Origin of the sequence: Methanoculleus nereidis, assembly GCF_032944295.1 — an archaeon.
GTDB classification, from domain to species: domain Archaea; phylum Halobacteriota; class Methanomicrobia; order Methanomicrobiales; family Methanoculleaceae; genus Methanoculleus; species Methanoculleus nereidis.
In genome coordinates this window covers 23,068-48,638 of the sequence record NZ_JABFFQ010000011.1, presented here as the reverse complement: position 1 = coordinate 48,638, position 25,571 = coordinate 23,068, and the positions used below count along the sequence as shown (strand labels likewise).

The window sequence follows — 25,571 nt, the reverse complement described above, 5'->3', positions numbered from 1 at the left end:
GACTGTCGGAAGCCTCCCGGGGGAGAGGCCCGCTGTTTCCCTTCACCAGCGGCACAGAGGAGGAAGAGATCGAAACGGGAGGGAAGGAGGTGATCCCCCCTCCGCATCACTCCACAATGAAGTCGCCGTTCATGTCGGGGTGGACGTCGCACTGGAAGTAGTAGGTCCCGGGCTCGGACGGCGCCGTGAAGGTGTAGGTGGTCTCGGCGGGCCCGGTGATGATCTCGCCCACGAAGATCTGCTCCGCCCTGAGGGGGCTGTCGTAGACCGCGACGTTGTGGGGGATGCCCTGGTCCTGGTTGTCAAGAACCATCGTCACCTCCGCCCCCGCCGGCACCGTGATCGTCTCCGCGTCGAAGGCGAAGTCCTGTGCAACGATGTTCACCATCGTCCCGGCCCCGGATGCCGTCGCGGGGGGGGTCACGTTCATGGTCTGGTTTCCGACCGGGGGAACAACCACAGGGGTCTCGTTCGCGGTCGCGGGCGGGGTCACGTTCATCGTCGGGGTGGGGCCGGCGGCGGTGGGCGCCACGATCCTCCAGACCCTGCCGGTGCTGGTGGAGTTGTCAGGTCCTCCCACATCGTTCGTCAGCACATAGAGTTCACGCTCGGCATCCTCGCCGAACCCGCGCAGGAACATGCCCAGGGTCTCGTTGGTCTGGCCGGTGATGTTCACCATCTGGACCTCCCACATGGCGTTCGCCTCAGGAGTCAGATTCGCCGCATCCGGCAGCGCTTCTTCAGCCCATCCCTCCGGGGGCGTCGCAACGATGAGGGTGCCGTTGCCCACTGTCCGGCTGTCGCTCCAGTAGCCGAAGACGTAGCTGCCCTCGAGTTCCGGAACAGCGGTCCCGCGGTACACATTGCCGCCGACGACGACGATGCCGAGGTCACGGCCGCCCTCGAAGATGGGGCCGATCAGCGGTTCTCCCTGGTAGCCGGTGGCGTTGCAGGACTCCGGCGGGCTCGTGGTGGCGTTCGGGTCGAAACAGTGCGTGCCCTCACGGATGTTCCAGCCGTAGTTGCCGCCGGTGTAGACGACGTCCACCTCCTCAAAGAGGTTCTGGCCAGCGTCGGCGACAAAGAGCGCGTTATTACCGCCGGAGTCAAACGACATGTAGGCAGGGTTGCGCAACCCATAAGCGTAGATCTCGGGCGGGACGGCATCATAGGCGTAGATGTCGAGGATCTCGGTCCGGTTCTCCGCGAACGGGTTGTCGGGCGGTATACCGTAGAGGCTGCCGGCGAACGTCGTCCACGTCGGGTCGGGCGGGTTCTCCGTCCGGTTGACGGTCATGTTGTCTGTCTGGTTCATCAGCCCGGTCACGTTCTCGGGGGTGACGTTGTCCACGTCGATCCGGAGGATCTTGCCGTAAATCTTCGTGAGGTCCTGGCCGTTCCCGATACCCGGGGTGTGGGCGTTCCCGACGTCGTTCGCCCTTCCGGCATCCCCGAGCGCGACGTAGAGGTAGCCGTCGGCGGGGCTGAAGGCGATCGGGCCGCCGTTGTGGTTATGGTAGGGCTTGTCGATGTACATCAGCACCCTCTCGGAGGCTGCGTTCACCCGGTTCGAGTCTTCGGGGTCGACCTGGAACTCGGAGATGTAGTTCGTGCAGTTCCAGCCCTCGGGAGCCTCCGGCCTTAAGGGTGCGCTGTAGAACGCGTAGACTTTGCCGTTCTCCGCGAACTGTGGGTGGAACGCGAAACCGAGCAGGCCCCGCTCGTCGTAGATCGGCCGGAGGTCGGCCAGGTTGTCCTGGACGTCCAGGAACGGTTCGGGGAGCGTGGTCCCGTTCGCATCGACGGCCCATACCACGCCGATCTGGTCCACGACGAAGAGCCGTCCGGTCCCGTCGTCGGGCGCCGTGAGCGCGAGGGGCGAGGTGAAGTTCTCCGCGACGAGTTCAAGGCCGATCTCGGTCGTGACGTTCGATACGGTCAGGTTCGTCCTGGTCGCGTTGTCCTGGAGTTGCGCGGCAAGCGGGGATCCGGCGTTCGTGAGGTCCGTTGCGTTGCCGCTCACATTCTGCATACTTTCAATCGTCTGGTTTGAACTCTCGTTGATATCGCTGACATTGCTCGATCCCACCTGCGCTGCACCCGCACCCGCGACGAGTGCGAGGACGAGGAGGGATACTATGACAACAGCAACTTTTGTCATGCGGAGCAGGGCACGACATCCGGCTTGATAAGTGTTGCGCCGGAGCGACCGGCCTTACCCCGGGTACACGGTTGAGGTGGGATCTTCATCAGCACAATCCCTTCAGGAGAGGAGGAGAAGAGAGATCCCCCCAGTGATGAGGGGTGCCGGTCACTCCACGATGAAGTCGCCGGTCATCTGCTGGGGGTGGACGTCGCACCGGAAGAAGTAGGTTCCCGGCTCCTCAGGGGCGGTGAAGGTGTAGGTGATGACTGACGGGCCGGTGATGGTCTCGCCCACGTAGATCTCTTCGGCCGCAGAGGAGTCCGTGTAGACCGCAACGTTATGGAGGATGCCGTCGTCCTGGTTGTCGAAGATTATCGTCACCTCCACCCCTGCCGGCACCGTTATCGTGCTCGCGTCGAACGCCATGTTATCGGCGGCGAGCTCGACTGTCGCGATCCCTCCGCCCGCTGCGGTCGTCGCTACCGTTGTGACGCTCGCTGTCTCCGTGGCTGCCGGGGTCTGGGTCTCGGTCGGGGTCGTTACCGTCTCCGTGGGGGTCGGCTGAGTGCCGTCTCCACCCGGCGCGGTGCACCCCGCGACCAGCATGCCGGCGCTCACGATGAGGAGCGCCACGAGAAGGGTTGCATTGGGCTTCATGAGCGAAACGATCCTGTACATGCTATTTATATGTATCCGCACGGGAAGGTCCGCATAGGAGAAAAGGACAGGAGGAGCAGGGCAATCCCGCTCATCGCATGCCGGTGCGCTCCGGGTCACTCCACGATGAAGTCGCCGGTCATAAAGGGATGGCCATCGCACTGGAAGTGGTAGGTGCCGAGCGGGGTCGCGGCCAGGTCGCCCCCGTACTCCTGGGCGACCGCCCCGGAGAGAGGACTGCACACCCTATCCCCAGGGTGAAGATCAGGAGTCCCGGAAATCCGACAATTCCGGCGATCTTCTCCGGTAAGGCCGGGTTTTCGGCAGGGACAGGATTAAGTAGGGAACTCGCATATCCCCGCCTATGATACGCACAAAACGGATCTACGAAGAACCCTCGGTGGACGACGGCGTCCGGGTCCTTGTCGACCGGATCTGGCCGCGAGGGATCTCGAAGGAGAAGGCGTTACTCGACCGGTGGGAGAAGGACCTCGCGCCGTCGGGCGAACTGCGCCGGTGGTTCGGGCACGACCCGGCGAAGTGGGAGGAGTTCCTGCGGCGCTACCGGGCCGAACTTGAGGGGAAGGCGGAGGCGCTCGCCCGGCTCCGGCGGGAGGCAGACGAGGGGACCATCACGCTCCTCTACGCCGCCCGGGACGAGACCCACAACAACGCCTTGGCGCTGAAACGGTATATCGAGGAGGAATGAGGGGGCCGGCGCGGAACAGGAAAGCGTTTAAGGCATGGCGGCCGACAGAAACCTGAATGAGCTCCTTACACCGCACGGGAGCGGACTTTCTCCTGATCAACCTCCTCCTTCTCGTTCTCACCCAGCCCGGCGCACTCGCCCTTGCCGGGTTCGATCCGCCGTTCGGCCTGACAGTGAGCACCACCACCTGGATGGCCGCGTTCGTCGGCGCCTCCCCTCTCGCCATCCTCTACCTCCTCATAAAGAGCGAGGGCCTCGGCCGGCGGTTCCTCCCGGCGACGGTGGCCTACATCGTCCTGGTGCTTGCCGTCGCCTATGCATCGTACCTCCTGCAGCAGCCCCTCTTCGAGGGGTTCAGGGCGCCGGGGTATGAACAGACCTTCCCGGTCTTCCTTGCCGCCTCCATCCTGACCGCCGTCATCTCCGTAACGCTCCTGCCGGCCGGCCTCCTCGCCTATGCCGAAAACCTGCCCCTGCTCGCCGTGAACGTCGTGCTCCTCGCGGCAGCCGTGCTGCTCTGGCACCTGCGCTCGCGGGGCGAAGGGCCGTACGGGGATCACTGAACGGGTGTACCCCGCAGAGTGACAGCACGCTTTTCTCTCCGGACAGCGATGGCTGGTTTATATCCGGCGCATCCCACGCTGCCGGAGAGGTGAAACGAGCATGGAAAACGGACCCAGAGGAGCAATCCTCCAGAGAGACGGCACATCATACGCGATCGTGCCGAGAACGCCCGCCGGAATTGTCAGCCCTGAGCACCTGGAGAGCATCGTCAAGGTCGTCAGGCGCTATGAGATCCCCGTCATCAAGATGACGTCGGGACAGCGGATGGTACTCGTCGGGATCAAAGAAGAGGACGTCGAGAGCATCTGGAACGAACTCGGGATGACCGTCGGGCAGGCGACCGCGCCCTGCGTCCACTACGTCCAGGCATGCCCGGGGACGGTGACCTGCAAATACGGCAAGCAGGACTCCCTGGGCCTCGGGCTCGAGGCCGAGGAACTCTACCAGGACATGAACCTGCCGGCAAAACTCAAGATGGGCGTCTCGGGATGCCCCCGGTGCTGCGGCGAGAGTTACCTCCGGGATATCGGCATCGTCGGGAACGCGAAAGGCTGGACGGTCATCTTCGGCGGCAACTCCGGCGGCCGGCCCCGAATCGGCGACGTCGCCGCAAAAGACCTCACGAAAGAGCAGGCTCTCGACCTTACCCGTCGGCTGCTCGAGTACTACCGGGAGAACGCCAAACCGGGAGAGCGGACCGCACGGTTCGTCGAGCGGGTCGGGTTCGACGCCGTCAAAAAAGACGTCCTGACCTTCGCCCCCTACATACCGCTGGACTCCGTCTGACCGGGGTTACGCGGAAGGGGGCCGCACCCCCATCTCGTCTCCCGCCGGGCCGCCGATGCAATCGGCGTTCGCGATCATCCTGTTGACGAACTGCCTCTGGACGCAGGTGATGAACGGGAGGGTGATCACGACGGCGTTCCGGACCCCGTCCTGGCGGTAGACGATCATGCAGACGCGGTCGTCGGCGATGAAGATATACTCGAGCAGGAACGCCGACCCGTCCACCGGGATCGGGCCGCAGTAGATCTTCTCGAAGATGTTCTCCTGGAAGAAAGTGCAGAAGGGCTTCGGGACGTAGAGGGACGCGTCCCCGAGCGGCTTTTTGATCCCGCGCTTCCCGTTCGGGAGGAGGACGCTCACCGGGTGGTCCCGTGATGCATCGGCGATCAGCCGGGCGAACTCCCCGATCTCCCGGTAGTCCAGGCAGACGACGGCAAGGTCGCGGGCGACGCCCCCGGCAAGCGACTCCGCGTGGCGCCGGATGCTCCACTCCCCCTGCACGTACCAGATCGGCGAGTTCTTCGCCCGGGCATCGAGCGAGAGGGCGTCGAGACCCTGCACCGCCGCCGTCGCCGCGGCATCCACGGCACTCTTTAAGTGGTGGATGACGACGGCGGGCTCGGCCGGGATGTAGACGTGCGGGCTTCCCCGCCGGACAGTGATGAAACCCCGGCCGGCAAGCCCTTCGGCGATGTCGTAGACCCTCGGGCGCGGGACGCCGCTCGCCTCGTGGATCTGACGGGCGCTCCCCTCCCCGATCCCAACGAGGGCGGCGTAAACCCGGGCTTCGTACGCCGTCAGCCCGAGCGCCGTGAGGCTCCGGATCAGGTCATCCATAGTTGTTACTATAAGAGTTACACGAGAGTTAAACCTTCGGGAGTAGCATACCTGGTAAGATTGTTGACCATGCAGCTACGAGCAATTCTTGAGCGTATCCGGCGGTTCATCGGCCGGGAAGGCAGCACCCGTTCCGGAACCGGCCCCGACGAGGTCAGCTCCCTCCTCATCGACACCTTCAGTGAAGACGGCGGGGAGGAGGCGGGACGCGGAGGGCCGGTATCGGCGGCGGCCATCCGGGCGGCATGCCGCCGGATGCAGAACGCGAAGACAAAGGGCGACCTCCTCCGCATCATCGCGGACGAAGTGGCGGCATACGACCTCCGCGATCTTGAGGCGATGAACGCCCGGTTCGAGCGCAAAGTGAGCCACCTCCCCGAGGACTACCGCGACCGGCTTCTTGAAAGCGTCAGGGAGGAGATCTTCGGGGCGCACCACCGCCTGCTCCTCCTCTCCCGGAACGGCGGCCGCGAACTGGACGACCCCCCGAACCCGGCGCTCGGCGGCTACTGCTCAATGGTGGCGGAGGCCTGTGCCGCAAAGGCGCGGGAGAAAGACCCGAAGCACCTCTACCTGAAGTACCTCCTCTCCGCGTTCACCATGTTTGTTGTGGAAGAACCCGCTCATCCCGTCGGCACCCCGTTCCCCGGCGGGCAGATCGTCGACGAATGGGAGGGGACCTACCTCTGCCCGGTCAGGGATATGGCCGACGACGTGGCTTTTGCCCTCTGCCCCTACTGCCCGGCGGTCCAGAGTACGGAACCGACCTACCCGGAGATGCGGGCCCGCCGGCATGAGCGGAGGCGGCGGGAGTGCCTCGCGAACTACTGGACGAATTATAAGGGATGAGTGAGATGAGACTATCTGGAGATGAACGATATGAAGATTGTTGATGTATCACAGGAACCGATCAGCGAGACGCCACACCACGTCGATGCCCGCAAGGTCTACGACACCGAGCACGCGACGGCGGTGGTGATCACGCTTGCGCCGGGAGAGTCGCTCAAAAAGCACATAACCCCGGTGGACGTCTTCTTCTATGTCCTCGAAGGCACGGGGATCGTCGAGATCGGCGATGAGCGTGCCGAGGTCGGGGCCGACCGCCTTGTCGAGAGCCCGGCAAAGATCCCGCACCGCTGGATGAACGAGAGCGACGGCACCTTCCGGGTGCTGGTGGTGAAGGTCCCGCGGCCGACGACCGGGACGCGGCTGCTGTGAGGATAGATGGTCGTTGAGTCGATCCCGAAGGCCGCAGGGTTCGTCTACGGCATTCTCGCGTTTGCCGCCCTCGCATGGCTCTGGTATTCCGGCCGGTTCACCCGGCGCCGTGCGCTGCCGTTCCTCGCAGCCTCGGCGCTCTTCGGGTTCCTGGTCTTTGCGCCGGTCTTCCCCTACCAGTTCCAGCTCCTCGTCCTCCGGGACGCGGCGGCGCTCGGCTCGCCGCTTCCTATGGCAATCGTGGGACTGCTCGCCTTCATCGTCCTCACCCTCGTATTCGGCCGGATCGTCTGCGGGCAGGTCTGCCCGGCGGGCGCCGTCCAGGAACTCATGCACCTCGTGCCGGTCGCAAAGCATGGCCGCGCCGAAAGCCGGGTCCCAACGGCGGTCAGAGCGGGCGTCTTCGTTGTCTTCCTCGCCGCAGGGTTCGGCCTCTCGGTGAACCTCCTTGGGCTCCTGGGCCTCCCGGCCTTCTTCAATCTCACGGTCGCGAGCGTCTCGTTCTTCGTCTTCCTTGCGATCGTCCTCCTCTCCGCCGTCGTTTACCGGCCGTTCTGCCGCTACGCCTGTCCCTACGGCGCACTGCTCGCCCCGGCGGCAGCAAAGGCCGTCTTCCGGCTCCAGCGGACGGACGCCTGCATCGGCTGTGGGAAGTGCGAGCGGGCATGCCCAACCGGGGCGGCAGATCCGTCCGCCGGACCCGGTGAGTGCTACCTCTGCGGCCGGTGCACGGAAGCCTGCCCGGTGGACGGGGCGCTCATCTACACGCGGGCGGGAAGAGAAATGTAAATAGACAGAGAGCAGAGTAAAGAAAAAGGCTGGTGCAATAGTGGCTGAAGAGAAGCGTTCAGAGTTGCGGGGGAAGGTCCTCCGGCTGGCGGACCTCGTCGCCTACCAGGACGGAACCGTGGCAAGCAGGATGATCGTCAACAAACCGGTAGGGAGCATCACCCTGTTTTCGTTCGACGAGGACGAGGGGCTCTCGGAGCACACCGCGCCCTACGACGCGGTGGTGACGATCCTTGACGGCGAGTGCGAGGTCTGGGTCGCGGGCGAGACGCACCATATGCGTGAGGGCGAGACGATCATCTTCCCGGCAAACGTCCCCCACGCCCTCTCGGCCATAACCCGGTTCAAGATGTCGCTTACGATGATCCGGGAGTGAGCGCATGACGAACGAGAAGGAAGGCAACTACTGCACTGTCTGCGGTGGGATCCGGCCGGATGGAATCAAGATCAGGACGGTCCTCGTGGACGGGAAGGAGACCGGCATCAACCAGCTCGACTTCATTCTCGCCGGCGTGCGGGACCTGCACCTCGAGGACGACGCCGCGGTTCGCGCCGAACTCCTCAGTTGGGCCGGAGAATTCAATTTTATCCCGACAAAGAAGCGAGAGGCTTACGGCGACGCCCTGATGCGGGAGTACAGGGGAACCCCGGAGTGAGCGGCCGGCGCCGGAGCGGTTTCCGGTGCTCTGTCTCCTTCAGAGAACGCTCTTTTTTCTCACCACGGGTCTTTTCTGAAGACCGTTTTTTGACCATCCGGCTTCCACCTGCCGGTAGTGCCAGTGGGAATACCCGGACATCCAGCCGGCAAAAAAAGGTTAGGCGCTGATGGCAGCCAGTCTGCCATCTTCGCGCACGAAGAGCCAGTACCCCTCGGTCGGGGAGAGTCTCTGGTTCTCGCCCTGCGCCCCGGTCACATTGTTGATGAGCGCCGGCTGGTAACTCTGGTCCTCTGCGTCATAGCCAACGACATAGACCCAGATGTCTTCCACCGACGTGAGTGCGTTATCCGCACTGCGCTCCGTCAGGTCGGAGTAGCCGATGGCGTTCCAGCCCGGACTGAGCGTCTTGACTGCGGGAGACCGCACCGGGTTGGTGCTGAGCATCAGCTCCACAGTTGTCTCCTCAGTCGAGTAGACCCAGTATCCCTCAAGGACCATCAGGGTCTCGTTCTCGCCCAGAGGCTCAAAGCCGCCCGCCGGGGTGTAGGTGTAGATCGGCCGCCCGTCGGTGTCGACATCCGCAAAGACCGCTGCTGCTGTGTCGTTGCCGACAGAGAGCTGCCTCGGGATAGAGATGAAGTTCCAGCCTTCATAGAGCTGGAGATCCACGGTCTCCCCCGGTGGTACCGGAGTCGGTGTCACGTTCACCGTCGGTGTCGGTGTCACGTTCACCGTCGGTGTCGGTGTCACGTTCACCGTCGGTGTCGGCGTCACGTTCACCGTCGGTGTCGGCGTCACGTTCACCGTCGGCGTCGGCGTCACGTTCACCGTCGGTGTCGGCGTCACGTTCACCGTCGGTGTCGGCGTCACGTTCACCGTCGGTGTCGGCGTCACGTTCACCGTCGGTGTCGGTGTCACGTTCACCGTCGGTGTCGGCGTCACGTTCACCGTCGGTGTCGGCGTCACGTTCACGGTCGGTGTCGGCGTCACGTTCACGGTCGGTGTGGGTGTCACGTTCACGGTCGGTGTGGGTGTCACGTTCACGGTCGGTGTCGGCGTCACGTTCACGGTCGGTGTCGGTGTCACGTTCACCGTCGGTGTCGGCGTCACGTTCACGGTCGGTGTCGGTGTCACGTTCACCGTTGGCGTGGGTGTCACGTTCACCGTCGGTGTCGGAGTTGGTGTCATCGTTGGGGTCGGTGTCGGGATCGGGGTGTCCGGTGGAATCAGGACATCGTCGAGCACGTAGACCACGATGTTGTTCGTGATCTGGATCTGGGTCACAACAACGATGTTGTTGATGAGCAGCTGGCCGTCGGTAAGCGAGACGTTGACATCCGTGCCCGCAACTGTCGGCAGGGAGATCTGGCCGTTGGTCGAATTCTCGCACAGCATCACGAGCTCTTCAATCGTGTAGTCGCCCTGAATGACGTGGTAATCAAGAATGTTGTTTAAGAGCGTCGTGTTGTTCATGATCGTCGAAAGCGTCTCGTTGCCCAGCCCGTCGAACGCTTCGTTGGTCGGAGCGCATATCACGTAACTCCTGTTCGCCTCGAGCCTCTCGCCGAGAGTGGAATTGTTTACCAATCCGACGAACGTCGTCAGGTTCTCCTGCCCTGAGAGCCCTGCAACGATCTCTTCGGTGATGTTGACTTCCGGCGTCACGTTCACGGTCGGTGTCGGTGTCACGTTCACGGTCGGTGTCGGCGTCACGTTCACCGTCGGTGTCGGTGTCACGTTCACGGTCGGTGTCGGCGTCACGTTCACGGTCGGTGTCGGCGTCACGTTCACGGTCGGTGTCGGTGTCACGTTCACGGTCGGTGTCGGTGTCACGTTCACGGTCGGTGTCGGTGTCACGTTCACCGTCGGTGTCGGTGTCACGTTCACCGTCGGTGTCGGCGTCACGTTCACGGTCGGTGTCGGCGTCACGTTCACCGTCGGCGTGGGCGTCACGTTCACCGTCGGTGTCGGTGTCACGTTCACGGTCGGTGTCGGTGTCACGTTCACCGTCGGCGTGGGCGTCACGTTCACCGGCGGCAGTCCGCCGGTCACGTTGAAGGCCTGCTGGACGGGGCTCCCGTTCACCAGGATTGGCACGTCGGGTCCCGGGAACTCATGGACGCCCGGCTCCCCTTCGTCGACGTGGAGCATGGCATAGAGCACCGGCGTGGCGTCCTCGACCTCGATCGCCACTGTCACATTCTCGTTCACGCCCTCGCTGATCGGGCTGTAGCCGATGATCGGCCCGGGTGTTCCGTTCAGGTCGGCATGGATGTCAGCCCAGCCCGTCTGGTTGATCGTGGCGTTGTCAACAATCACCGTTGCGTTTACAATCGGCTGATCGGAGACATTAACGGACGGCGTAACGTTCTCTCCCGGTGTCGGGGTCACGTTTTCTCCCGGCGTCGGCGTCACGTTCACGGTCGGTGTCGGGGTCACGTTTTCTCCCGGCGTCGGGGTGACGTTCACTGTTGGCGTCGGCGTCACGTTCACCGTCGGTGTCGGGGTCACGTTTTCTCCCGGCGTCGGGGTGACGTTGACTGTCGGAGTCGGCGTGACGACTGCCCCAATCACGCTCACGTTCAAGACCAGCGTATACGCGGCATCCTCCAGGGTGTGCGTCGGAGGTCCATAGGAGAAGGTCACGTTGTCCCCGTCGGTCACATTCGTCACCGCAGGCCCGGTCGTGCCCTGCTCGCCGTTCACCCAGTATGTCCAGTTGTTCGGCGTCTCATTTACAAGTTCATTCTCAATACCTGCAATCGATAGAATGCTGAGATTTCCCTCTTCTGGAGGCAGGTCTTCAGCAACCTGAAACTCAAACATCCCGAGGACCGAGGAGGCGTTAAGTGCTCCAAGCACCGTCGCCTCCGGCACCTCGTACGTTTCGGTGCTGTTTACCGGTGTAATGTTTACAGTCTCATCAGGGTCCAGTTCGACAGGGCCTTCTCCAATCGAGACCGCTATGCTTGCGGCGGAGATCGACAGGAGAAGGACGATGCACAAACCGAACAGTACAGATCGTCTCATACATATCCCCCCTTGCAGGCAAGAGAATAATCGAGGTAATATAAATATATTATGATAATAATCTTCGAACGCGTATAGCGCTAAATCCAGACTTGAATTCCGGCATTTACCTCATCTCATCCCCCATGAAAATACACTCTCCTGCCACAGGGGCCGGACCGGAGGATCTCCGGAGGTGCCCGATTCTATTCCACGCTCTCCAGAGCCGGCCGGATCTCTTCCCGGCAGGAAGGAATGATAGGACAACGCCCGCAGAAACTACAATGCTTCAAAAATAAGGGTGTATCATGCCCGGAACGGCGTTCGATAGCCTTCCGGACGCAGGGGCCGGCGGCGGTGCCAGCCGCCCGCCGTCCCGCTGTTTCACATCACTGTACGACGCCCACCAACCCGGTATCGTTCTCGGCCGGCGTCGGGGTCTCCTCCATCATGGTCTGGTTCTCAGCCGCCGTCAGGTTCACGCCTGGCGGCACCAGCACCTGATCGATGATGTGGATCACACCGTTCGTCGTGTTGATGTCCGCCATGGTAACGGTGGCGTTCTCGACCATGACCTCGCCGTCGGTGGCGGAGACGTTCAGGTCCTCACCGGCGAGCGTGGTGAGCGTGCTCATGTTCTCGCCCGCGGTCTCGTTCTCGCCTCCAAGAAGCCCGCTGAAGATATCAAGAACTCCACCTTCGGACTCATTTCCGGCCTGATCCTCCTGGTCGGTCTGGTTCCCGGCCATGCTGGTGATGTTCTCCGCGGTGTACTCTCCCTCGACAACGTGGTACTGCAGAACCATCGTCAGGTTGTCGGTCTCGTTCATGAGCTGGTTCACGGTATCGTTCCCGAGAGCGTCGAACGCCTCGTTGCTCGGGGCAAAGAGCGTGTAGGGTCCACCCGAGTTCAGGGTGTCGTAGAGTCCCGCCGCAGTGATTGCTTCGGCCAGCCTTGTTAAGTTCTCGTCCTCGCTGATGTAGGCGGCAATCGTCATGTTCGCCGTCTGGTTATCCATCTGCCCGGTCTCGCCCATGGGCGTCGCCGTTGCATTCTCGTCTCCGATTACCGCCGCTGTTACGGCAAACGGCATCGCAAGAAGAGCAAGAATGCATGCGCATAGAGTTATCCATCGTTTCATATTACCATCCCCCCTTGGGAGAGGGGAAGGATAGGTGCTGAATTATATAAATCTTGCCATAATTATAATAAATATCGCGATTGTCCAACAGGCATCTCAAACATATTTTCTGACACACCGGGAACCTTGACCTTGACCACCCAGGCACGACCCCCAAATCTCTCATCGCGCCCGGGAAGGCTCTCCGTCTCGCGTGCTGCCGGAAGATCAACGAGGCTTGCCGGCAATTCAGATCTCTAAAGCCGCACCAGCACAGCTTTCTCCTCCATATACTCCTCGAGCGCCCGACTGCCGTTTTCCCTCCCGATGCCGCTCGCCTTCGTCCCCCCGAACGGCACCTCCGGCGGGATCCTCAGGTGCTGGTTGACCCAGACGATCCCTGCCTCGAGTTCCTCCGTCGCCCGGGCGACCGTGTCCGCGCTGTGGGTCCATACCGACGCCCCGAGCCCGTAACGGGAGTTGTTCGCCAGTTCGAGCGCCTCGTCGAGATTGGAGACCGCGGCGATCGGCAGCACCGGGCCGAATACCTCCTCGGAGAAGAGGACGGAGTCGTGCGGAACATTGGCAATAAGCGTCGGCAGGAAGAAGAGGCCGCGTTTGTACTCCTCACCCTCCGGCGTCCGCCCTCCCGCGACGATCTCCCCCTCGTCCCGTTCCCGGGCAGCATCGACGACATCAACGACCCTTTTTAAGCCCGCCCGGTTGTTCAGCGGCCCCATGCTGACACCGCGATCCATACCGTTCCCGACCACGATCTTCTCGACCCTCGCCGTCAGCCGCCGGACGAACTCGTCCGCGATCGAGTCGAAAACGTAGAGCCTCTTCACCGCCGTGCAGACCTGGCCGCAGTTGTAGAACCGCCCCCTGATGACCCCCTCGACGGCCGCTCCGATATCGGCATCAGCCGCGACGATCATCGGGTCGCTCCCCCCGAGCTCCAGCGTCAGCCGCTTCATCGCCGGGGCGGCGTCCAGGGCGACCTGCCTCCCGGTCCCGACCTCGCCGGTGAACGAGACCTTCCGAACGCCCGGGTTCCTCGCGATCTCCCGGCCGACCGTCTCCCCCGGTCCGGTGACCACGTTTAAGACGCCCGGCGGGAGGCCCGCCTCCCCGAGGATCTCCGCAAGCCTCATGCAGGTCAGCGGCGCGGTTCGGGCGGGCTTTAAGACCATCGTGTTCCCCGCCGCGAGAGCCGCCCCGACCTTCCAGCCCATGATGATCGCCGGCATGTTCCAGGGGATGATCGCGCCGCAGATGCCGAGCGGGTGTCTCATGACCGTAACCCGGCCATAGCCCCTGAGGTCCATGAACTCGCCCGAGAGCCCCGCCGAGAGGGCGTGGTAATACTCGAGGATGTTTGCAAACCCGTTGATCTCGTCGACCGCCTCGCGGATGGGCTTGCCCTGTTCGGCGGTCAGGAGCGCAGCAAGGTCGGTGTTCCTGCGCCGGACCTCCTCCGCGGCGAAGAAGAGGATCTTCGCGCGATCTCTCGGATTTTTCGCGGCCCAGTCGGGAAACGCCTCCCCTGCTGCCTCGATCGCGGATACAACATCATCCTCGCCGCCGAGCGGCGCTTCCCCGACCACGTCACCCGTCGCGGGGTTGTGCACCGGAAATACCCTGCCGGAGACCGAATCGCGCCACTCGCCGTCGATCAACATCTTCATAGGTGATCCTATGGATGGGAGGGGTAATATGCGCTCCGTCACCCACGGTACTCGCACCGGCACCTGCCGATAGGAATAGCCACCGCCGCCGCCATCCCCGCCAGCAGGACGAATGCGGCCAGGAACCCGACCCCTCCGGCAACCAGCCCCGCAAGGGCGGAGAGGAACGTGAACCCGGCGTAGGACGCGGTGTTGAAAAGCCCGGTCATCACGCCCTGCTCGATCTTCGTCTCCGCAAGGAACGCGAGAACCGCGACGATGAACACACCTGACAGGGCCCCGATGACGGGAAAGGCATAGGGCGTGACGTAGCCCGCCAGAACCGCCGCCGCCATCAGGAGCGAGGCGGCCCGGATGGTCGGGGCAGGACGGAGGGCGAGACGGGGGGTGACGAGCAGGGCAACGACGGTCGCGATGTTGATTGTCGCGAGCTGCAGGGCGAGCACCGACGAGTCGTTCCCGGTGTACTCGGGGTAGACAGCCGCCACCGCCCCGGTCATCCCCACAAGAACGACCGCCGCGGCAAAGAGCCAGAAGTAGTTCCGCACGATCCCGGCAAAATCCGCCCTCGCAAACCCCACGCGCTCGCTCTCCCGGACGAAGACGCTCATTCCGGCCGCGGGAACCGCAAGCACCGTAAAGAAGGCAATCCCCGCAAGATGGCTGTCGAAGGCCGCATCGAGCCAGCCCGTCGCGAGGAGCCCCACGACCAGGCCGAGGTTCAAGGACGCCATGACGTAGCCGCTGAGCTGCCCGGCCGGAAGCTGTGAGTTTGCCCACGCGAGCGCCGCTGAGAGAAAGAGCCCGGCCCCGATCCCCTCGACCACCCGGAAGGCGAGGAGCAGTAGGCCTGAAGGAAAGAGCAGAATGAGAATGCCGCTTGCAAGGGTCAGGAGAAGGCCAGCACGGATGAGCGGAACGCTGCCTATCCGGTCGCTTGCAAGCCCCGCAGGCAGCACCGCAACAAACGCGCCTAAAAAGTATGCGGCGTAAACCACACCCTGCAGTGCCGCCCCCTCGGCAAAATCGGGAAGCACCGGGACGACGGCGTTCGAGAGCGCCATCACCACGAATACCCCGAGGAGGATGGGGAGTTTTTGCAGCATCCCTAGATCATACGGTATGTCTCAAGGTTCAGGGGAGAGTGCGTCTCGATACGGTGCCGCTTGTAGATAGAACTTGCAAGGTCGATGGTCTTGTTCTCGTCGCCGTGGATGGTGAAGATCTTCTCCGGGCGCGGCTGAAGGTGAGCGACGTAGTTCATCAGCTGTTTGCGGTCGGAGTGACCGGAGAACCCGTCGCTCGTCGCGATCTCGAGGTTGATCACGATCGTCTCGCGCCAGCCGAGCGGGATCTCGCGCCACCCCTTCTGGATGCGCCGCCCGAGCGTCCCGTCCGCCTGGTAGCCAACGAAGATGAGCGAGTTGCGCTCGTCGGGGCCGAGAGCCTTGAGGTACTCCATCACCGGCCCGCCGTTTAACATACCGCTCGTGGTGACGATGACACAGGGATCGCCTGTTATCACCTTCTCCCGGATAGCCGGCGAGTCCACCTGGACGAACGCCTCGGAGAGGAAGGGGTTCAGCCCTTCGCGGAAGATCTGGTTCCTGAGATCGCTGTTGAGGTACTCCGGGTAGGTCGTGTGGATCGCCGTCGCCTCCTTGATCATGCCGTCGAGGTAGATCTTGACCGGCGGAATCTTCTGCCGCCGGATACCCTCCTCGAGGGCGAGCATGACCTCCTGCGACCGCCCGACGGCGAACGCGGGAATGATCACCTTGCCGCCGCGCTTGATCGTCGTCGAGACCGTCTCGTAGAGTTTCTCCTCCGCATCCTTCCTCTGGGGCTGGAAATCGTTCGACCCGCCGTAGGTGCTCTCCATGAAGAGCGCTTCAAGCCGCGGGAAGGACGAGACCGCCGGGGCGAACAGCCGTGACTTCTGGTAGTTGAAGTCGCCGGTGAACGCGATGTTGTAGAGCCCCTCGCCGATGTGGAAGTGCGCGATGGCCGACCCGAGGATATGCCCCGCGTTATGGAAGGTGAGCTTGACGTCGGGGGCGATATCGGTCACGCTGCCGTAGTTGAGGGTGATCGAGTGCTTCATGTAGGTCCGCACCTCGTTTGAGGTGTAGGGGATCTTGTCCGTCTCCTTCCGGACGACGTCCAGGTAGTCGAGCTGGAGCATCGTCGAGAGGTCCCTCGTCGGCGGCGTCGAGTAGACCGGGCCCTCATAGCCGTACTTGTAGAGGAGGGGGACGAGCGCGCAGTGGTCGAGGTGGGCGTGGGTGAGCACCACCGCATCGAGCGTGTTGAGCGGGTAAATCTCGGGCACGTAGAGGTACGGCGTCCCGTTCGTGGCGCTGCCCGGCTTCTCGCCGCAGTCCAACAGGATCTTGCTCTCCGGCGTCGAGATCAGGAACGCAGCGCGGCCGACCTCGCGGCAGCACCCGAGCGTGGTGACCCGCAGCCACTGGTCCTTGCTCGTGACCTCGCGGTGGATACGGCGACCAATCGCCCGCAGGAACGCCTTCCGCTCGTCCTTCACCGACCGGAGATAGGTACGGATCTGCTTCACCGTCGTGCTCTCGATGGGCGGCGTCCGGACAACCTTCGGCGTCCAGCCGATCTGCTTCGTGATCTCCCGGAGGGTGATACCGTTCTTCCCGATGACGACGCCGGGCTTCTCCGCCTCGATCAGGACCTCTCCGGTCTCCGGGTCGAAGAAGAGGTCGGTGATCCCCGCGTTCTCCGGCACGACGGCACGGATCTCCTGGGCCGCCCGTTCCGGATCTTCGAGGATATTCGGGCGCACGACGATGCGTTTGCGTAAGTCGCGTGCAAGTATTTTTATCAGGTCTGCCTGGTCGGCAAATTGTTTCGGATCATCGGTGTAGATGACGAGCTCAGGCCCTTCAAACTCGACGTCTGAGATCGTTATCCCGCTGGGAACAATCTTATTGATCTGCTCCTTAAGCTCCTGGAGTTTCTCTTCAATCACCATTAAAATCGTCCTAAAAAGTGTCAGGTTGTCGATCGGGCCTCAGATGGCCTTTGCAACCCGTGTTCTATGTATTCCTCGTATTTGTCTCTCGTAATCACGACCACCATGATATCCTCGCCGGATGCGGAGTCACGGCGCATCGCCGATCTGACGGCACGGACGGCGAGGTCTTTGGCCTCGGCCTCCTTCATGTCCGGACGATACTGGTCTTCGAGCACACCGTAGGCGAAGGGAGAACCCGAGCCGGTGGCGACGATCTCCTCTTCCTTTGTTGCCCCGCCCATGGCGTCGACGGAGTAGACGCTCGGCCCCTCTTCGTCGAACCCGCCCATCAGCAGCTGGACATAGTAGGGATAGTAGCGGTTCTGGTTTAAGTAGTTCGAGAGCAGGGTCGATGCCGCACCGACAGACATGGTCTTGCCGCGCCGCATCTCAAAGAGGTTGCACTCGACCTGCAGGATCCGGACCAGTTGCTGTGCGTCGCCGACGCCGCCGGCGGTGGTCAAGCCGATCCTCGGCGTAATCTGGTAGATCTTCTTCGCACGCTTGCTCGCGATCATGTTCCCCATTGTCGCTCGCATCTCTGTTGCAAGGACCACGCCGCCATCGAAAATCAACCCTACGGTTGTTGTACCTTTCATAATCTCTTGGGAAGTATCAAGCATTGAAGCACCCCTAAAACCATTAAAACGCTTTATCTCGCTCAAAAGCGGTTAAGCGTATAGCGATATTCTAAAACATAAATTTATCGTCGTACCCGGTTATGGCACGACACGATAGGCACCTGTATACTATATGAATGTTGCTCCTTAATTCTTTCGCAAGGCCTGCTGGTCCAGCAGCAGGACCTTGATCAGTTCCCGGTCGAAGAGCATGGCGACAAGCCGCTTGTTCCCGTTGACCACCGGGAGCTGGTCGACCCGGGCCCGCCGCATCTTCAGTGCGCATTCGCCGACCTCGGCGTTCAGGGGAACGGCGAGGACGTTTTTCACCATCGCGTTCTTCACGGGGATGGGGAGGAGCTGGATCTTGGAGATACCGTAACTGATGGTGTGCATGTCGCGGATGCTCTCCCAGGTCCACTCATCGTCGTCCGTGCCGTTCGAGAAGTCGCTGACCTCAACGCCGTCCTCGATGCGGGAATGCCTGATGAGGTCCCGCTCCGATATGATGCCGGTGAGCGTGCCGTCCTCCATCAGGATGGGGATGGCATCGTAGCCTGAGATCTCGAGGATACGCCCGACAAGCGAGAGGGGCGTATCCTCCCAGAGAGCGTAGGTCTTGCTGACGCAGTTGCCCTTGATCGGGAGGGTAAGACGCATCTGGGCGATGGCGCCAATGAGGTCGGCCACGCTGATGATCCCGATCATCGACCCGCCTTCCATGACGGGGAGCCTTCTGATGTTATGGCGCACCATCAACTGGGCTGCTTCCGAGATGGGAGCGTCCGGCCTGATGACGACGGGATCAGGCGTCATCAGGAGCCCGAGCTGGGTCTCATCCGCTTTGCGGAGGAGGTCCTTCCGGGTGATGATGCCGACGAGTTCGCCGTCTTTGAGGACAGGGACGCCGCTGATACCCGTACGTTTCAGGATGCGCAGGACATCGTCTCTGTTCCCCGGGATCTCGACACAGACGACGTCGGTCACCATGAAGTTCCGGACGAGCATCTGCTGGGGAGAGGTTATGATCTCACCACCGTTGTCGTGATGGGGCTGTTCTGCACCACGTAATCGGTCACACTCCCGAGCAGGAGACGGTCGACGCCGCTCTTACCGTAGGACCCGAGGATAATGAGATCGGCGCCCAATTCTTCGGCGAGGGAGACGATCTGGGAGCCCGCGTGCCCCTGTCGGAGATGCGTGGTAAGCTGAATGCCCGCCGCATCTGCTTTCTTACGAGCCGCTTCAAGGATATCCTCGCCTTCCTGTTGTAGAACACTGTAGATTATTTCAAGTGTGTTGTCCATGGGAAGGGATGAAAAGAGCCCGGATTCAACCACATAAACGACGTGAACTTCGGCGTTCCAGACGCCGGCCTCACCGAGAGCTTCTTCGAAAGCCCGGTTGGCCGGTTCGGAGCCATCTATAGCAACAAGTATCTTACGGAACATACACACCACATAGAACAGATACTTCTTATCAGGTATCTATTGCATAGTTAAAACAGTTTGGCAAATAGATGAAGAATCCAGCCGTTTTACTATGGTTGACCGGATATCTTTACTGAAGGAGAGATTGCTTTTTGCCGGATTTATGACAAGGAAATGAGCTTTCTGTCCCACCTCCAGATATCCCGACCGCCCTGCCATCCGTGCCCCGGATATCGCGGCACGGAGGATCTCTTCGGGGGGCGCGCGGAATATGGTCGCGGAAAAAGCCATTTCACGGGGCAGGTCCGGCTGGACAAACATGACGTTGTCCGTCCCAAAATAGAACCTCCCCCCGAGTTCGAGTATGCGCGCTATCGGCGGGTGGGCCGCCGATGCCGTAACCCCGAGCAGCCAGTTCGATCTCGGGCAGACGGCGATGGGGATATCCATGTCGACGATCCGCCGGAGCTGTGCGTCTGTTGCGTGGGTGCAGTGGACGAGCAGGTCGGGCTCGAACGCGAGCGCGTCGTCAACGTCGTCCGGATTCTTCTCCCCGGCATGGAACGCGACGAGTTTCCCCGCGGCCCGTGCATTCGTGACGGTCTCTTCGGCGTTCGCCACGTCGTGGACGCTGCTGATGCCCGCCCCGTCGCTCACCTCTTCGCCGCCTTCACGGCCGAGGATGATCGGCCGGCAGTCAAGCCCGGCCGCTGCCTCGCGGAGCGCCGCGACCCCGTCGGCGCCACCTTCCCTGAAGTCGGCAAACCCGGTCGTCCCGGTCGCGAGCATCGCAATGATGCTCGCACGCATCCCCCTGACGAGTTCAGTCCGCGGGGTTGCCGCAAGGATCCTGTGCTTCAAACCGTTCGGGGGTTTGACGAGGTCCGCGAGGCTGCCCCGGGCAGGGAGGTCCATCGCGACGGTGTCGCCGAGATGCGTGTGGGCGTTGAAGAAGGCAGGCACGATCCACCTCTCGGCCGGCCGGGAAGAGGGCTCTATTGAGGAGATGATGCCCTCTGAGACGGTGATGGTGACGTCTTCTTCCCTGAGGTCTTCACCGAGGAGCGCCCGGCCGGTGACGACGTAGTGTGCGGCTGTCTGCATCTTCAGACCTCTGTTTTATATATTGCAAGGGAGAATATTTCAGTATGGCGAAGAAATCTGGCGGAAGACTGGTATCCTCTGCCGGCCTGGTCAATTATTACGACAGCGACGATCGCCGGGCCATCCATATCAGCCCGATAGCCGTTATCGTCGTGACCATCGCGACCGGAGTGGCAGTCTTTGTTCTCAATGCTCTCTTCTAATCCTTTTTGTTCTTCTTCAGCGATGCCCTGATGATGTCTTCTTTGGGCGTGAAGTAGACGGAATCGTGCCCGTTCCACGTCCGGCAGTTCCGGAACACCACCGCGGGGACGCCCTGGTGGCTCTCGCCCATGACGAAGTTCGCGAAGGCCGCGATCTCGTCGACGACCGCTTCTTCGGTGATCTCGAGGACGTGGCCGAAGAGGTCGGTGTCGCCCCGGTAATCGTCGATCGCCGTCATCCCCGCCCAGCCGATGGCGATGCCGGTCTGGCCGCGCCGGAACGCCCGCCCGCAGGTGTCGGTGACGATCACCCGGACGTCTTTTCCGGTGATGCGGCGGATTGCATCCCGAAGATCGGCGGCGGCCTCCATGGGGTCGGGGGGAAGGATGATCAGCCGGCCGTCTTCGACGTTGCTGTGGTCGACGCCTGCCCGCACGCCGATGTGACCGGACGGCAGTTCCGAGAGGATGAACGGGTGCTCGAGCAGGACATCGGTGGACGAGTCCAGCACGGCCTGCACGAAACGGGGGTCTTCCTTCGTCTTCGCCGCGATCCGGACGGCTTCAGCGCCGGGGGTGATGGCGGCAAGGTCGCGGGTGAAGCCCTTTGCCTTTGAGTAGACCGACGAAGCGACGGCAAGGATGTCCCCGTCCTCGAACGCGATGCGGTCGCAGATCAGGGCGGGCAGGTCGTCTCCCCGCTGGATCAGGGGGAGGCCTCGAACACCGATTACCTGGATATCCATGAAACTCACGGATCAGTGGTCGTCTCCGCTTCCAGAAAAATGCTCGGGTTTCTTTCGCCAGAGGCTCCGCTGGATTGTGGGGATTATTCCTGGTTCCTGCCGGGCGCGGCGGGCGGAGAGGCCGGAGGATGAGCGCCGGCAGGTGTGGGTTGTGAAGGATGGGATGGCAGGGGTTCGAGAAGGCCGAGGGCCTTCGCTGTGCGACGGTTCGGAGCGGGATGGTTCGTAAGGACCGGAGCATGAGCACCGAAGGTGCGAAAAACCGGAGCATGAGAAGACCGGAGGTCTTCGCTGTGCGACAGACTAAACAGCCGAAGCGAGGAAAAAGCCCGGTACAGTGGACCGTGGGGATATCGCCATTGGGGGAGGGGCTGACGGGGAGTGCGAGCGTAGCGAGCTTGAGCACCGATAGGTGCGAGGGGGGCGTGCCCCCGCCCCTGTCTCTACCTCATAGGGAATATCTGTAAACCCCACCCCACCCGGCCTTCGGCCTCCTCCCCCGCCCCTTGGGGCGGGGGCAGTGCGTGGCGATAGCCGGTGGGAAACCGTGCACGCTTCTTCCCGGGATCTCCCCATGCGGTGGACCGTGGTGGCTATCGCCACTGGGGGAGGGGCTGACGGGGAGTGCGATGGGCGGAACGCCCGGAGCTCGACCACCGTCAGGTGGGAAGGGGGGAGTATTCCCCCCTCCCCTGTCCCCACGGAATCCGTGCCAGGGAAGCAATCCAAATGCCACGTATGAACGCCGCTGGTGCGAGTGGTGACGGCGCAGAGCACGGTTGGCCGAAGGTGCGACGTTCCGGAGAACGACTGGGGGTTTCGAGGCGTGAGCGATAGCGAACGTAAGCACCGTCAGGTGCGAGGAACGGAACTTGAGCACCGTTAGGCGCGAGGCTGGGGAACCCGCACCCGGGATCGCCGACAATCCACTCCCCCACCGCACCCCTCGCTCACCTGCAGGGCAACCCCACATCCTCCCTCAGCCGGAACTCCGGCTCGAACGAGCCGATCATATCGAGGTACTGCTCGACGGTGCGGGTGAAGAGGAAATTCTCCCGCACCCTTTCGCGTGCCGCGCGCCCGAGCCGCTCTGCGAGGTCCGGGTCGCGGAGCAGCCGGACGATCCTCTCCGCCGCCTCGTCGACGGAGGATACCAGGAACCCGGTCTCCCCGTCCTGGATCTGGTAGCGGATGCCGCCGACGTTCCCGCCGATCACCGCTGCGCCCTTCCACATCGCCTCGGATACCGTCAGCCCGAATCCCTCCCGGATGGACTTCTGCAGGACGACCGCGGCCCGCCGCTGGAGCGCGTTCACGAGCGCACCGTCCTGGACGCTGAGCACGATAACCCGCTCGTTTTTATGGGCGAGGATCGACCGGTAGACCTCGGCACCCTCAGGGTCGTCGGTTGCGACGTTCCCGACAAGGACCAGGGTGCACTCCTCCTCCTTCCGCGCCTTCTCGAACGCCCGGATGACGCCTTCCGGGTCTTTCCAGTGGTCGAACCGGGAGATCTGCACCACCAGAGGGAGGTCGGTCGGAATATCGTAGTGCTGCAGGCGCTCGTCGATGGCGCTCTCGGAGAGTTCTTTGTTCACGATTGAGAAGGGGTCGATCCCGGGCGTGAAGAAGACCTGCGGTTTTCTGAGGTCCCGCCGGTACTCCCCGCAGGAGAGGACGACGGCATCGTACTTCTCGATGAACGGGACGAGGTAGTTCCAGACCTTGGGGTTCGGCGCGGTGAGGTCGAGGTGGCAGCGCCATACCCAGGGGCTCTTCTTCCGGTAATGGGTGATCAGCGGGAGCGGCTGCGGGTCGTGAACGAAGACCACGTCATGGTCGAGGTGGTTCCGTACGGCGTTCTCCTGAATGACGCTCTCATAGACCTCCTTTTTGCGGCCGGTCAGGTTGATCCGCGCCCCCTGGAGGGCGTTATGGAACTTCTTTGTCACACTGAAGAAGTCCGGCGGGCCGTGGACGACACGCCATCCCGTCTGTATGCCGAGGCTGTTCATCAGGAGCGTCAGGGACGACAGGATCTGGGAGACCCCGCCGCCGTAGTAGGTTGAGTTCATGTGCATGACATGCAGGTCACGGAGCGGCCGTGCCTTCGCTTTGATGCGGTGAACGGCCTCTTTTCCGATATACCGCTCATAGTCCCCGATTGTGTGGATTGCGCTCATCCTGATCCCTCCTCTCATTCTCGCGATCGTTCTTATGCGTAACGGCAGGGAGGCCCCGCCGCTCCGGCACCGTACCCTGCAGAACTGCCGGACGGACGCGGAGGGGAGGCGCGTTCCATACCTATATATGCTCCCGGCATAATGCTGACCGCCCGCCGCTGCCCGAACTGCGGGCCGGACGGGCAGAAGGAGGTTTGACATGGAGCATGGGCCGGGCGCAGATAGCCTGCCGGGAAGGCACGAGTCGTTCTGGATTGAGACAACCCCCGAGACGTCGTATCCCCCCCTGCCGGGGAACCTGGAGACCGACGTGACGGTCGTGGGCGGCGGGATTACCGGGATCACCACCGCCGCCCTCCTCAAACGGGCCGGTTACGCGGTCGCCGTGATCGAGGCGGGCAGGATCTGCCACGGGGTGACCGGTCATACGACCGCGAAGATTACATCGCTCCACCGGCTGATCTACGCGGAACTCATCGACCGGTTCGGGAGCAGGCAGGCGCACCAGTACGCCGAAGCAAACCAGGCGGCGATCGAGACGATCGCGTCTCTTGTCCGGGAGTACGATATCCCCTGCAGTTTCGAGCCCAAACCCGCCTACACCTACGCGGAGTCGGAGGAGTCTCGCGACCTTGTCGCGGCCGAGGCGGACGCGGCACGGAGCCTCGGGCTTCCGGCTGCGTTCGTTGAGGACGTCCCGTTGCCGGCCCGGACCTACGGCGCGGTGCGGTTTGCCGACCAGGCGCAGTTCCACCCGCTGAAGTACCTCCTGCACCTGGCGTCGCTGGTTCCCGGCGACGGGAGCCGGATCTACGAAAAGACCCGGGCGCTCGAGGTGCAGGACAACGGAGGGCGCTGCACCGTCCGGACGGCGCTGGGGACCGTCACGTCCCGTGCCGTGGTCCTCGCGACCCACTACCCCTTCTATGATGCGCCCGGGTTCTACTTCGCAAGGATGGAGCCATCGCGGTCCTATGCGCTCGGCGTCCGGCTTGACGAACCGTTCCCGGCCGGGATGTACATCAACGCCGATGGCCCCGCCCACTCCTGGCGGTCGCAGCCCGCCGTCGACGGCGGCGAACTCGTCATCGTCGGCGGCATGGAGCACCGGACCGGCGAGGACGTGGACACGCGGGAGCACTACAGGAGCCTCGAGGCCTACGCCCGGTCGGTCTACCCGCTCCGGTCCATCGATTACCGCTGGTCGGCGCAGGACTACCTCACCATCGACGGCGTCCCCTACATCGGCCCGCTCGCCGCCGGCCACGAGAACGTCTACATCGCGACGGGTTTCCGGAAATGGGGGATGACCAACGGCACCGCGGCCGCGACGATCATCACCGACATGATCCAGGGCCGCGCGAACCCCTGGGCGGAGGTCTACGCCCCCGACCGGTTCAAGCCGGCGGCGGCGGCCCGGCGGTTCCTCGTGCACAACATCGACGTGGCCGAGAAGTACATCGGCGGAGCGATATCGCGCCCTGCCGGGGACCTCGCGGACGTCGCACCCGGGGAGGGAAGGATCCTGATGCTCGAGGGCAAGAAGGCCGGCGTCTTCCGCGACCGGGAAGGAAAGGTCCACGCGGTCAACCCCACCTGCACCCATCTCGGGTGCGTCGCCGCGTGGAACAGCGCCGAAGAGACCTGGGACTGCCCCTGCCACGGCTCGCGCTACGATGCCGACGGGAAGGTGATCCACGGGCCGGCGGTGAAGGATCTCAAGCAGCGAGGGGGGTGAGTTTCTGTCTCGGGGTCGGTCGGCATTCGTACGCCAGGTGCTCAAACTCCACTCGGTTGCAGCACCACTAACGCGGATTTCGAGGGGATATCGCGTCTGGGGGAGGGGCTGACGGGGAGGGGGGATACTCCCCCCTCCCCTGTCTCCACCGTACATTGGGACATCTATAACCCCACCCCACCCGGCCTCCGGCCTCCTCCCCCGCCCACTGGGACGGGGGCAGTGCGTGGCGATAGCCACCACGGTCCACTGCACCGGGATTTTTCCTCATTTCAGTTGTATTGCCTGCCGTCTGAGAAGCATCTTTCCCTCAGGAAGATC

25 protein-coding genes are annotated in these 25,571 nt (G+C 62.9%); 10 read left to right on the top strand and 15 right to left on the bottom strand.

The features are described from left to right. Nucleotides 1-106: 106 nt before the first annotated feature. The 3 genes from HL657_RS11770 to HL657_RS11760 form a co-directional block, all read right to left on the bottom strand. Nucleotides 107-2,161, bottom strand: coding sequence for a PQQ-dependent sugar dehydrogenase (locus tag HL657_RS11770; RefSeq protein ID WP_317297008.1), 2,055 nt, complete (start codon nucleotides 2,159-2,161; stop codon nucleotides 107-109). A gap of 150 nt (nucleotides 2,162-2,311) precedes the next feature. Further along, complete coding sequence (locus HL657_RS11765) at nucleotides 2,312-2,824, bottom strand: cupredoxin domain-containing protein (protein ID WP_317297007.1); 513 nt, start codon at nucleotides 2,822-2,824, stop codon at nucleotides 2,312-2,314. A 95-nt stretch (nucleotides 2,825-2,919) separates the two neighbouring features. Next, a complete protein-coding gene (locus HL657_RS11760) occupies nucleotides 2,920-3,048 on the bottom strand; it encodes a cupredoxin domain-containing protein (RefSeq protein WP_317297006.1) in 129 nt (42 codons plus the stop codon). A gap of 119 nt (nucleotides 3,049-3,167) precedes the next feature. Between HL657_RS11760 and HL657_RS11755 the strand changes: the two genes are divergently transcribed. The 3 genes from HL657_RS11755 (at nucleotide 3,168) to HL657_RS11745 (ending at nucleotide 4,862) form a co-directional block, all read left to right on the top strand. After that, nucleotides 3,168-3,512: a DUF488 domain-containing protein gene (locus HL657_RS11755; RefSeq protein WP_317297005.1), complete on the top strand. Its 345-nt coding sequence runs from the start codon at nucleotides 3,168-3,170 to the stop codon at nucleotides 3,510-3,512. 56 nt (nucleotides 3,513-3,568) lie between these two features. Further along, nucleotides 3,569-4,075: a hypothetical protein gene (locus HL657_RS11750; RefSeq protein ID WP_317297004.1), complete on the top strand. Its 507-nt coding sequence runs from the start codon at nucleotides 3,569-3,571 to the stop codon at nucleotides 4,073-4,075. A gap of 100 nt (nucleotides 4,076-4,175) precedes the next feature. Next, on the top strand, nucleotides 4,176-4,862 hold the full coding sequence (locus HL657_RS11745; RefSeq protein WP_317297003.1) for a nitrite/sulfite reductase domain-containing protein: 687 nt from the start codon (nucleotides 4,176-4,178) through the stop codon (nucleotides 4,860-4,862). 6 nt (nucleotides 4,863-4,868) lie between these two features. Here HL657_RS11745 and HL657_RS11740 read toward each other — a convergent pair whose 3' ends face one another. Then, entirely contained in the window at nucleotides 4,869-5,699 is an 831-nt protein-coding gene (locus HL657_RS11740; RefSeq protein ID WP_317297002.1) for a TrmB family transcriptional regulator, read from the bottom strand. 69 nt (nucleotides 5,700-5,768) lie between these two features. Here HL657_RS11740 and HL657_RS11735 point away from each other — a divergent pair, with 69 nt between their 5' ends. From HL657_RS11735 to HL657_RS11715, 5 genes are read left to right on the top strand one after another with little or no spacing between them, the layout of a single operon-like run. After that, the gene (locus HL657_RS11735; protein ID WP_317297001.1) at nucleotides 5,769-6,548 is read left to right on the top strand and encodes a DUF2115 domain-containing protein; all 780 of its coding nucleotides are present in this window, start codon (nucleotides 5,769-5,771) and stop codon (nucleotides 6,546-6,548) included. Nucleotides 6,549-6,578: 30 nt separating this feature from the next. Then, nucleotides 6,579-6,917 carry a cupin domain-containing protein gene (locus HL657_RS11730; RefSeq protein WP_317297000.1) on the top strand — a complete coding sequence of 113 codons (339 nt, stop codon included), beginning with the start codon at nucleotides 6,579-6,581 and terminating at the stop codon, nucleotides 6,915-6,917. Between the two features lie 6 nt (nucleotides 6,918-6,923). After that, on the top strand, nucleotides 6,924-7,706 hold the full coding sequence (locus HL657_RS11725; protein ID WP_317296999.1) for a 4Fe-4S binding protein: 783 nt from the start codon (nucleotides 6,924-6,926) through the stop codon (nucleotides 7,704-7,706). A 40-nt stretch (nucleotides 7,707-7,746) separates the two neighbouring features. Continuing rightward, complete coding sequence (locus tag HL657_RS11720) at nucleotides 7,747-8,082, top strand: cupin domain-containing protein (RefSeq protein ID WP_317296998.1); 336 nt, start codon at nucleotides 7,747-7,749, stop codon at nucleotides 8,080-8,082. A gap of 4 nt (nucleotides 8,083-8,086) precedes the next feature. Continuing rightward, nucleotides 8,087-8,362: an NAC family transcription factor gene (locus tag HL657_RS11715; RefSeq protein ID WP_317296997.1), complete on the top strand. Its 276-nt coding sequence runs from the start codon at nucleotides 8,087-8,089 to the stop codon at nucleotides 8,360-8,362. 159 nt (nucleotides 8,363-8,521) lie between these two features. On the opposite strand, the gene HL657_RS11710 is transcribed toward HL657_RS11715, so the two are convergent. The 9 genes from HL657_RS11710 to HL657_RS11670 form a co-directional block, all read right to left on the bottom strand. Beyond that, the gene (locus tag HL657_RS11710; protein ID WP_317296996.1) at nucleotides 8,522-11,395 is read right to left on the bottom strand and encodes a fasciclin domain-containing protein; all 2,874 of its coding nucleotides are present in this window, start codon (nucleotides 11,393-11,395) and stop codon (nucleotides 8,522-8,524) included. A 368-nt stretch (nucleotides 11,396-11,763) separates the two neighbouring features. Continuing rightward, complete coding sequence (locus HL657_RS11705) at nucleotides 11,764-12,516, bottom strand: fasciclin domain-containing protein (RefSeq protein ID WP_317296995.1); 753 nt, start codon at nucleotides 12,514-12,516, stop codon at nucleotides 11,764-11,766. A gap of 236 nt (nucleotides 12,517-12,752) precedes the next feature. Then, nucleotides 12,753-14,183, bottom strand: coding sequence for an aldehyde dehydrogenase family protein (locus tag HL657_RS11700; protein ID WP_317296994.1), 1,431 nt, complete (start codon nucleotides 14,181-14,183; stop codon nucleotides 12,753-12,755). 38 nt (nucleotides 14,184-14,221) lie between these two features. After that, nucleotides 14,222-15,289 (bottom strand): MFS transporter, encoded by a 1,068-nt coding sequence (locus tag HL657_RS11695; RefSeq protein ID WP_317296993.1) that lies wholly within the window; start codon nucleotides 15,287-15,289, stop codon nucleotides 14,222-14,224. A gap of 2 nt (nucleotides 15,290-15,291) precedes the next feature. Further along, nucleotides 15,292-17,184: a beta-CASP ribonuclease aCPSF1 gene (locus tag HL657_RS11690; protein ID WP_317296992.1), complete on the bottom strand. Its 1,893-nt coding sequence runs from the start codon at nucleotides 17,182-17,184 to the stop codon at nucleotides 15,292-15,294. A 20-nt stretch (nucleotides 17,185-17,204) separates the two neighbouring features. Beyond that, entirely contained in the window at nucleotides 17,205-17,849 is a 645-nt protein-coding gene (gene psmB / locus HL657_RS11685; RefSeq protein ID WP_317296991.1) for an archaeal proteasome endopeptidase complex subunit beta, read from the bottom strand. A gap of 144 nt (nucleotides 17,850-17,993) precedes the next feature. Continuing rightward, nucleotides 17,994-18,854, bottom strand: coding sequence for a CBS domain-containing protein (locus tag HL657_RS11680; RefSeq protein ID WP_317296990.1), 861 nt, complete (start codon nucleotides 18,852-18,854; stop codon nucleotides 17,994-17,996). 14 nt (nucleotides 18,855-18,868) lie between these two features. Beyond that, on the bottom strand, nucleotides 18,869-19,297 hold the full coding sequence (locus HL657_RS11675; RefSeq protein ID WP_317296989.1) for a universal stress protein: 429 nt from the start codon (nucleotides 19,295-19,297) through the stop codon (nucleotides 18,869-18,871). A gap of 36 nt (nucleotides 19,298-19,333) precedes the next feature. Then, nucleotides 19,334-20,380, bottom strand: coding sequence for an amidohydrolase family protein (locus HL657_RS11670; protein WP_317296988.1), 1,047 nt, complete (start codon nucleotides 20,378-20,380; stop codon nucleotides 19,334-19,336). 44 nt (nucleotides 20,381-20,424) lie between these two features. Between HL657_RS11670 and HL657_RS11665 the strand changes: the two genes are divergently transcribed. Further along, on the top strand, nucleotides 20,425-20,583 hold the full coding sequence (locus HL657_RS11665) for a preprotein translocase subunit Sec61beta (RefSeq protein ID WP_317296987.1): 159 nt from the start codon (nucleotides 20,425-20,427) through the stop codon (nucleotides 20,581-20,583). On the opposite strand, the gene HL657_RS11660 is transcribed toward HL657_RS11665, so the two are convergent. Beyond that, nucleotides 20,580-21,329: a coenzyme F420-0:L-glutamate ligase gene (locus tag HL657_RS11660; protein ID WP_317296986.1), complete on the bottom strand. Its 750-nt coding sequence runs from the start codon at nucleotides 21,327-21,329 to the stop codon at nucleotides 20,580-20,582. The two genes, HL657_RS11665 and HL657_RS11660, sit on opposite strands and share 4 nt — an antisense overlap. Before the next feature lie 950 nt (nucleotides 21,330-22,279). Beyond that, the gene (locus HL657_RS11655) at nucleotides 22,280-23,512 is read right to left on the bottom strand and encodes a glycosyltransferase (RefSeq protein WP_317296985.1); all 1,233 of its coding nucleotides are present in this window, start codon (nucleotides 23,510-23,512) and stop codon (nucleotides 22,280-22,282) included. A gap of 199 nt (nucleotides 23,513-23,711) precedes the next feature. On the opposite strand from HL657_RS11655, the gene HL657_RS11650 reads away from it, so the two are divergent. Further along, complete coding sequence (locus tag HL657_RS11650) at nucleotides 23,712-25,250, top strand: FAD-dependent oxidoreductase (protein ID WP_317296984.1); 1,539 nt, start codon at nucleotides 23,712-23,714, stop codon at nucleotides 25,248-25,250. Nucleotides 25,251-25,571: the final 321 nt, after the last annotated feature.

Bases quoted from the DNA above. Each gene is read 5' to 3' on its own strand.
- HL657_RS11770 (WP_317297008.1), bottom strand. From the start codon at position 2,161: ATGACAAAAGTTGCTGTTGTCATAGTATCCCTCCTCGTCCTCGCACTC.
- HL657_RS11765 (WP_317297007.1), bottom strand. From the start codon at position 2,824: ATGTACAGGATCGTTTCGCTCATGAAGCCCAATGCAACCCTTCTCGTG.
- HL657_RS11755 (WP_317297005.1), top strand. From the start codon at position 3,168: ATGATACGCACAAAACGGATCTACGAAGAACCCTCGGTGGACGACGGC.
- HL657_RS11750 (WP_317297004.1), top strand. From the start codon at position 3,569: ATGAGCTCCTTACACCGCACGGGAGCGGACTTTCTCCTGATCAACCTC.
- HL657_RS11745 (WP_317297003.1), top strand. From the start codon at position 4,176: ATGGAAAACGGACCCAGAGGAGCAATCCTCCAGAGAGACGGCACATCA.
- HL657_RS11740 (WP_317297002.1), bottom strand. From the start codon at position 5,699: ATGGATGACCTGATCCGGAGCCTCACGGCGCTCGGGCTGACGGCGTAC.
- HL657_RS11735 (WP_317297001.1), top strand. From the start codon at position 5,769: ATGCAGCTACGAGCAATTCTTGAGCGTATCCGGCGGTTCATCGGCCGG.
- HL657_RS11730 (WP_317297000.1), top strand. From the start codon at position 6,579: ATGAAGATTGTTGATGTATCACAGGAACCGATCAGCGAGACGCCACAC.
- HL657_RS11725 (WP_317296999.1), top strand. From the start codon at position 6,924: ATGGTCGTTGAGTCGATCCCGAAGGCCGCAGGGTTCGTCTACGGCATT.
- HL657_RS11715 (WP_317296997.1), top strand. From the start codon at position 8,087: ATGACGAACGAGAAGGAAGGCAACTACTGCACTGTCTGCGGTGGGATC.
- HL657_RS11710 (WP_317296996.1), bottom strand. From the start codon at position 11,395: ATGAGACGATCTGTACTGTTCGGTTTGTGCATCGTCCTTCTCCTGTCG.
- HL657_RS11705 (WP_317296995.1), bottom strand. From the start codon at position 12,516: ATGAAACGATGGATAACTCTATGCGCATGCATTCTTGCTCTTCTTGCG.
- HL657_RS11700 (WP_317296994.1), bottom strand. From the start codon at position 14,183: ATGAAGATGTTGATCGACGGCGAGTGGCGCGATTCGGTCTCCGGCAGG.
- HL657_RS11695 (WP_317296993.1), bottom strand. From the start codon at position 15,289: ATGCTGCAAAAACTCCCCATCCTCCTCGGGGTATTCGTGGTGATGGCG.
- HL657_RS11690 (WP_317296992.1), bottom strand. From the start codon at position 17,184: ATGGTGATTGAAGAGAAACTCCAGGAGCTTAAGGAGCAGATCAATAAG.
- psmB (WP_317296991.1), bottom strand. From the start codon at position 17,849: ATGCTTGATACTTCCCAAGAGATTATGAAAGGTACAACAACCGTAGGG.
- HL657_RS11680 (WP_317296990.1), bottom strand. From the start codon at position 18,854: ATGCTCGTCCGGAACTTCATGGTGACCGACGTCGTCTGTGTCGAGATC.
- HL657_RS11675 (WP_317296989.1), bottom strand. From the start codon at position 19,297: ATGTTCCGTAAGATACTTGTTGCTATAGATGGCTCCGAACCGGCCAAC.
- HL657_RS11670 (WP_317296988.1), bottom strand. From the start codon at position 20,380: ATGCAGACAGCCGCACACTACGTCGTCACCGGCCGGGCGCTCCTCGGT.
- HL657_RS11665 (WP_317296987.1), top strand. From the start codon at position 20,425: ATGGCGAAGAAATCTGGCGGAAGACTGGTATCCTCTGCCGGCCTGGTC.
- HL657_RS11660 (WP_317296986.1), bottom strand. From the start codon at position 21,329: ATGGATATCCAGGTAATCGGTGTTCGAGGCCTCCCCCTGATCCAGCGG.
- HL657_RS11655 (WP_317296985.1), bottom strand. From the start codon at position 23,512: ATGAGCGCAATCCACACAATCGGGGACTATGAGCGGTATATCGGAAAA.
- HL657_RS11650 (WP_317296984.1), top strand. From the start codon at position 23,712: ATGGAGCATGGGCCGGGCGCAGATAGCCTGCCGGGAAGGCACGAGTCG.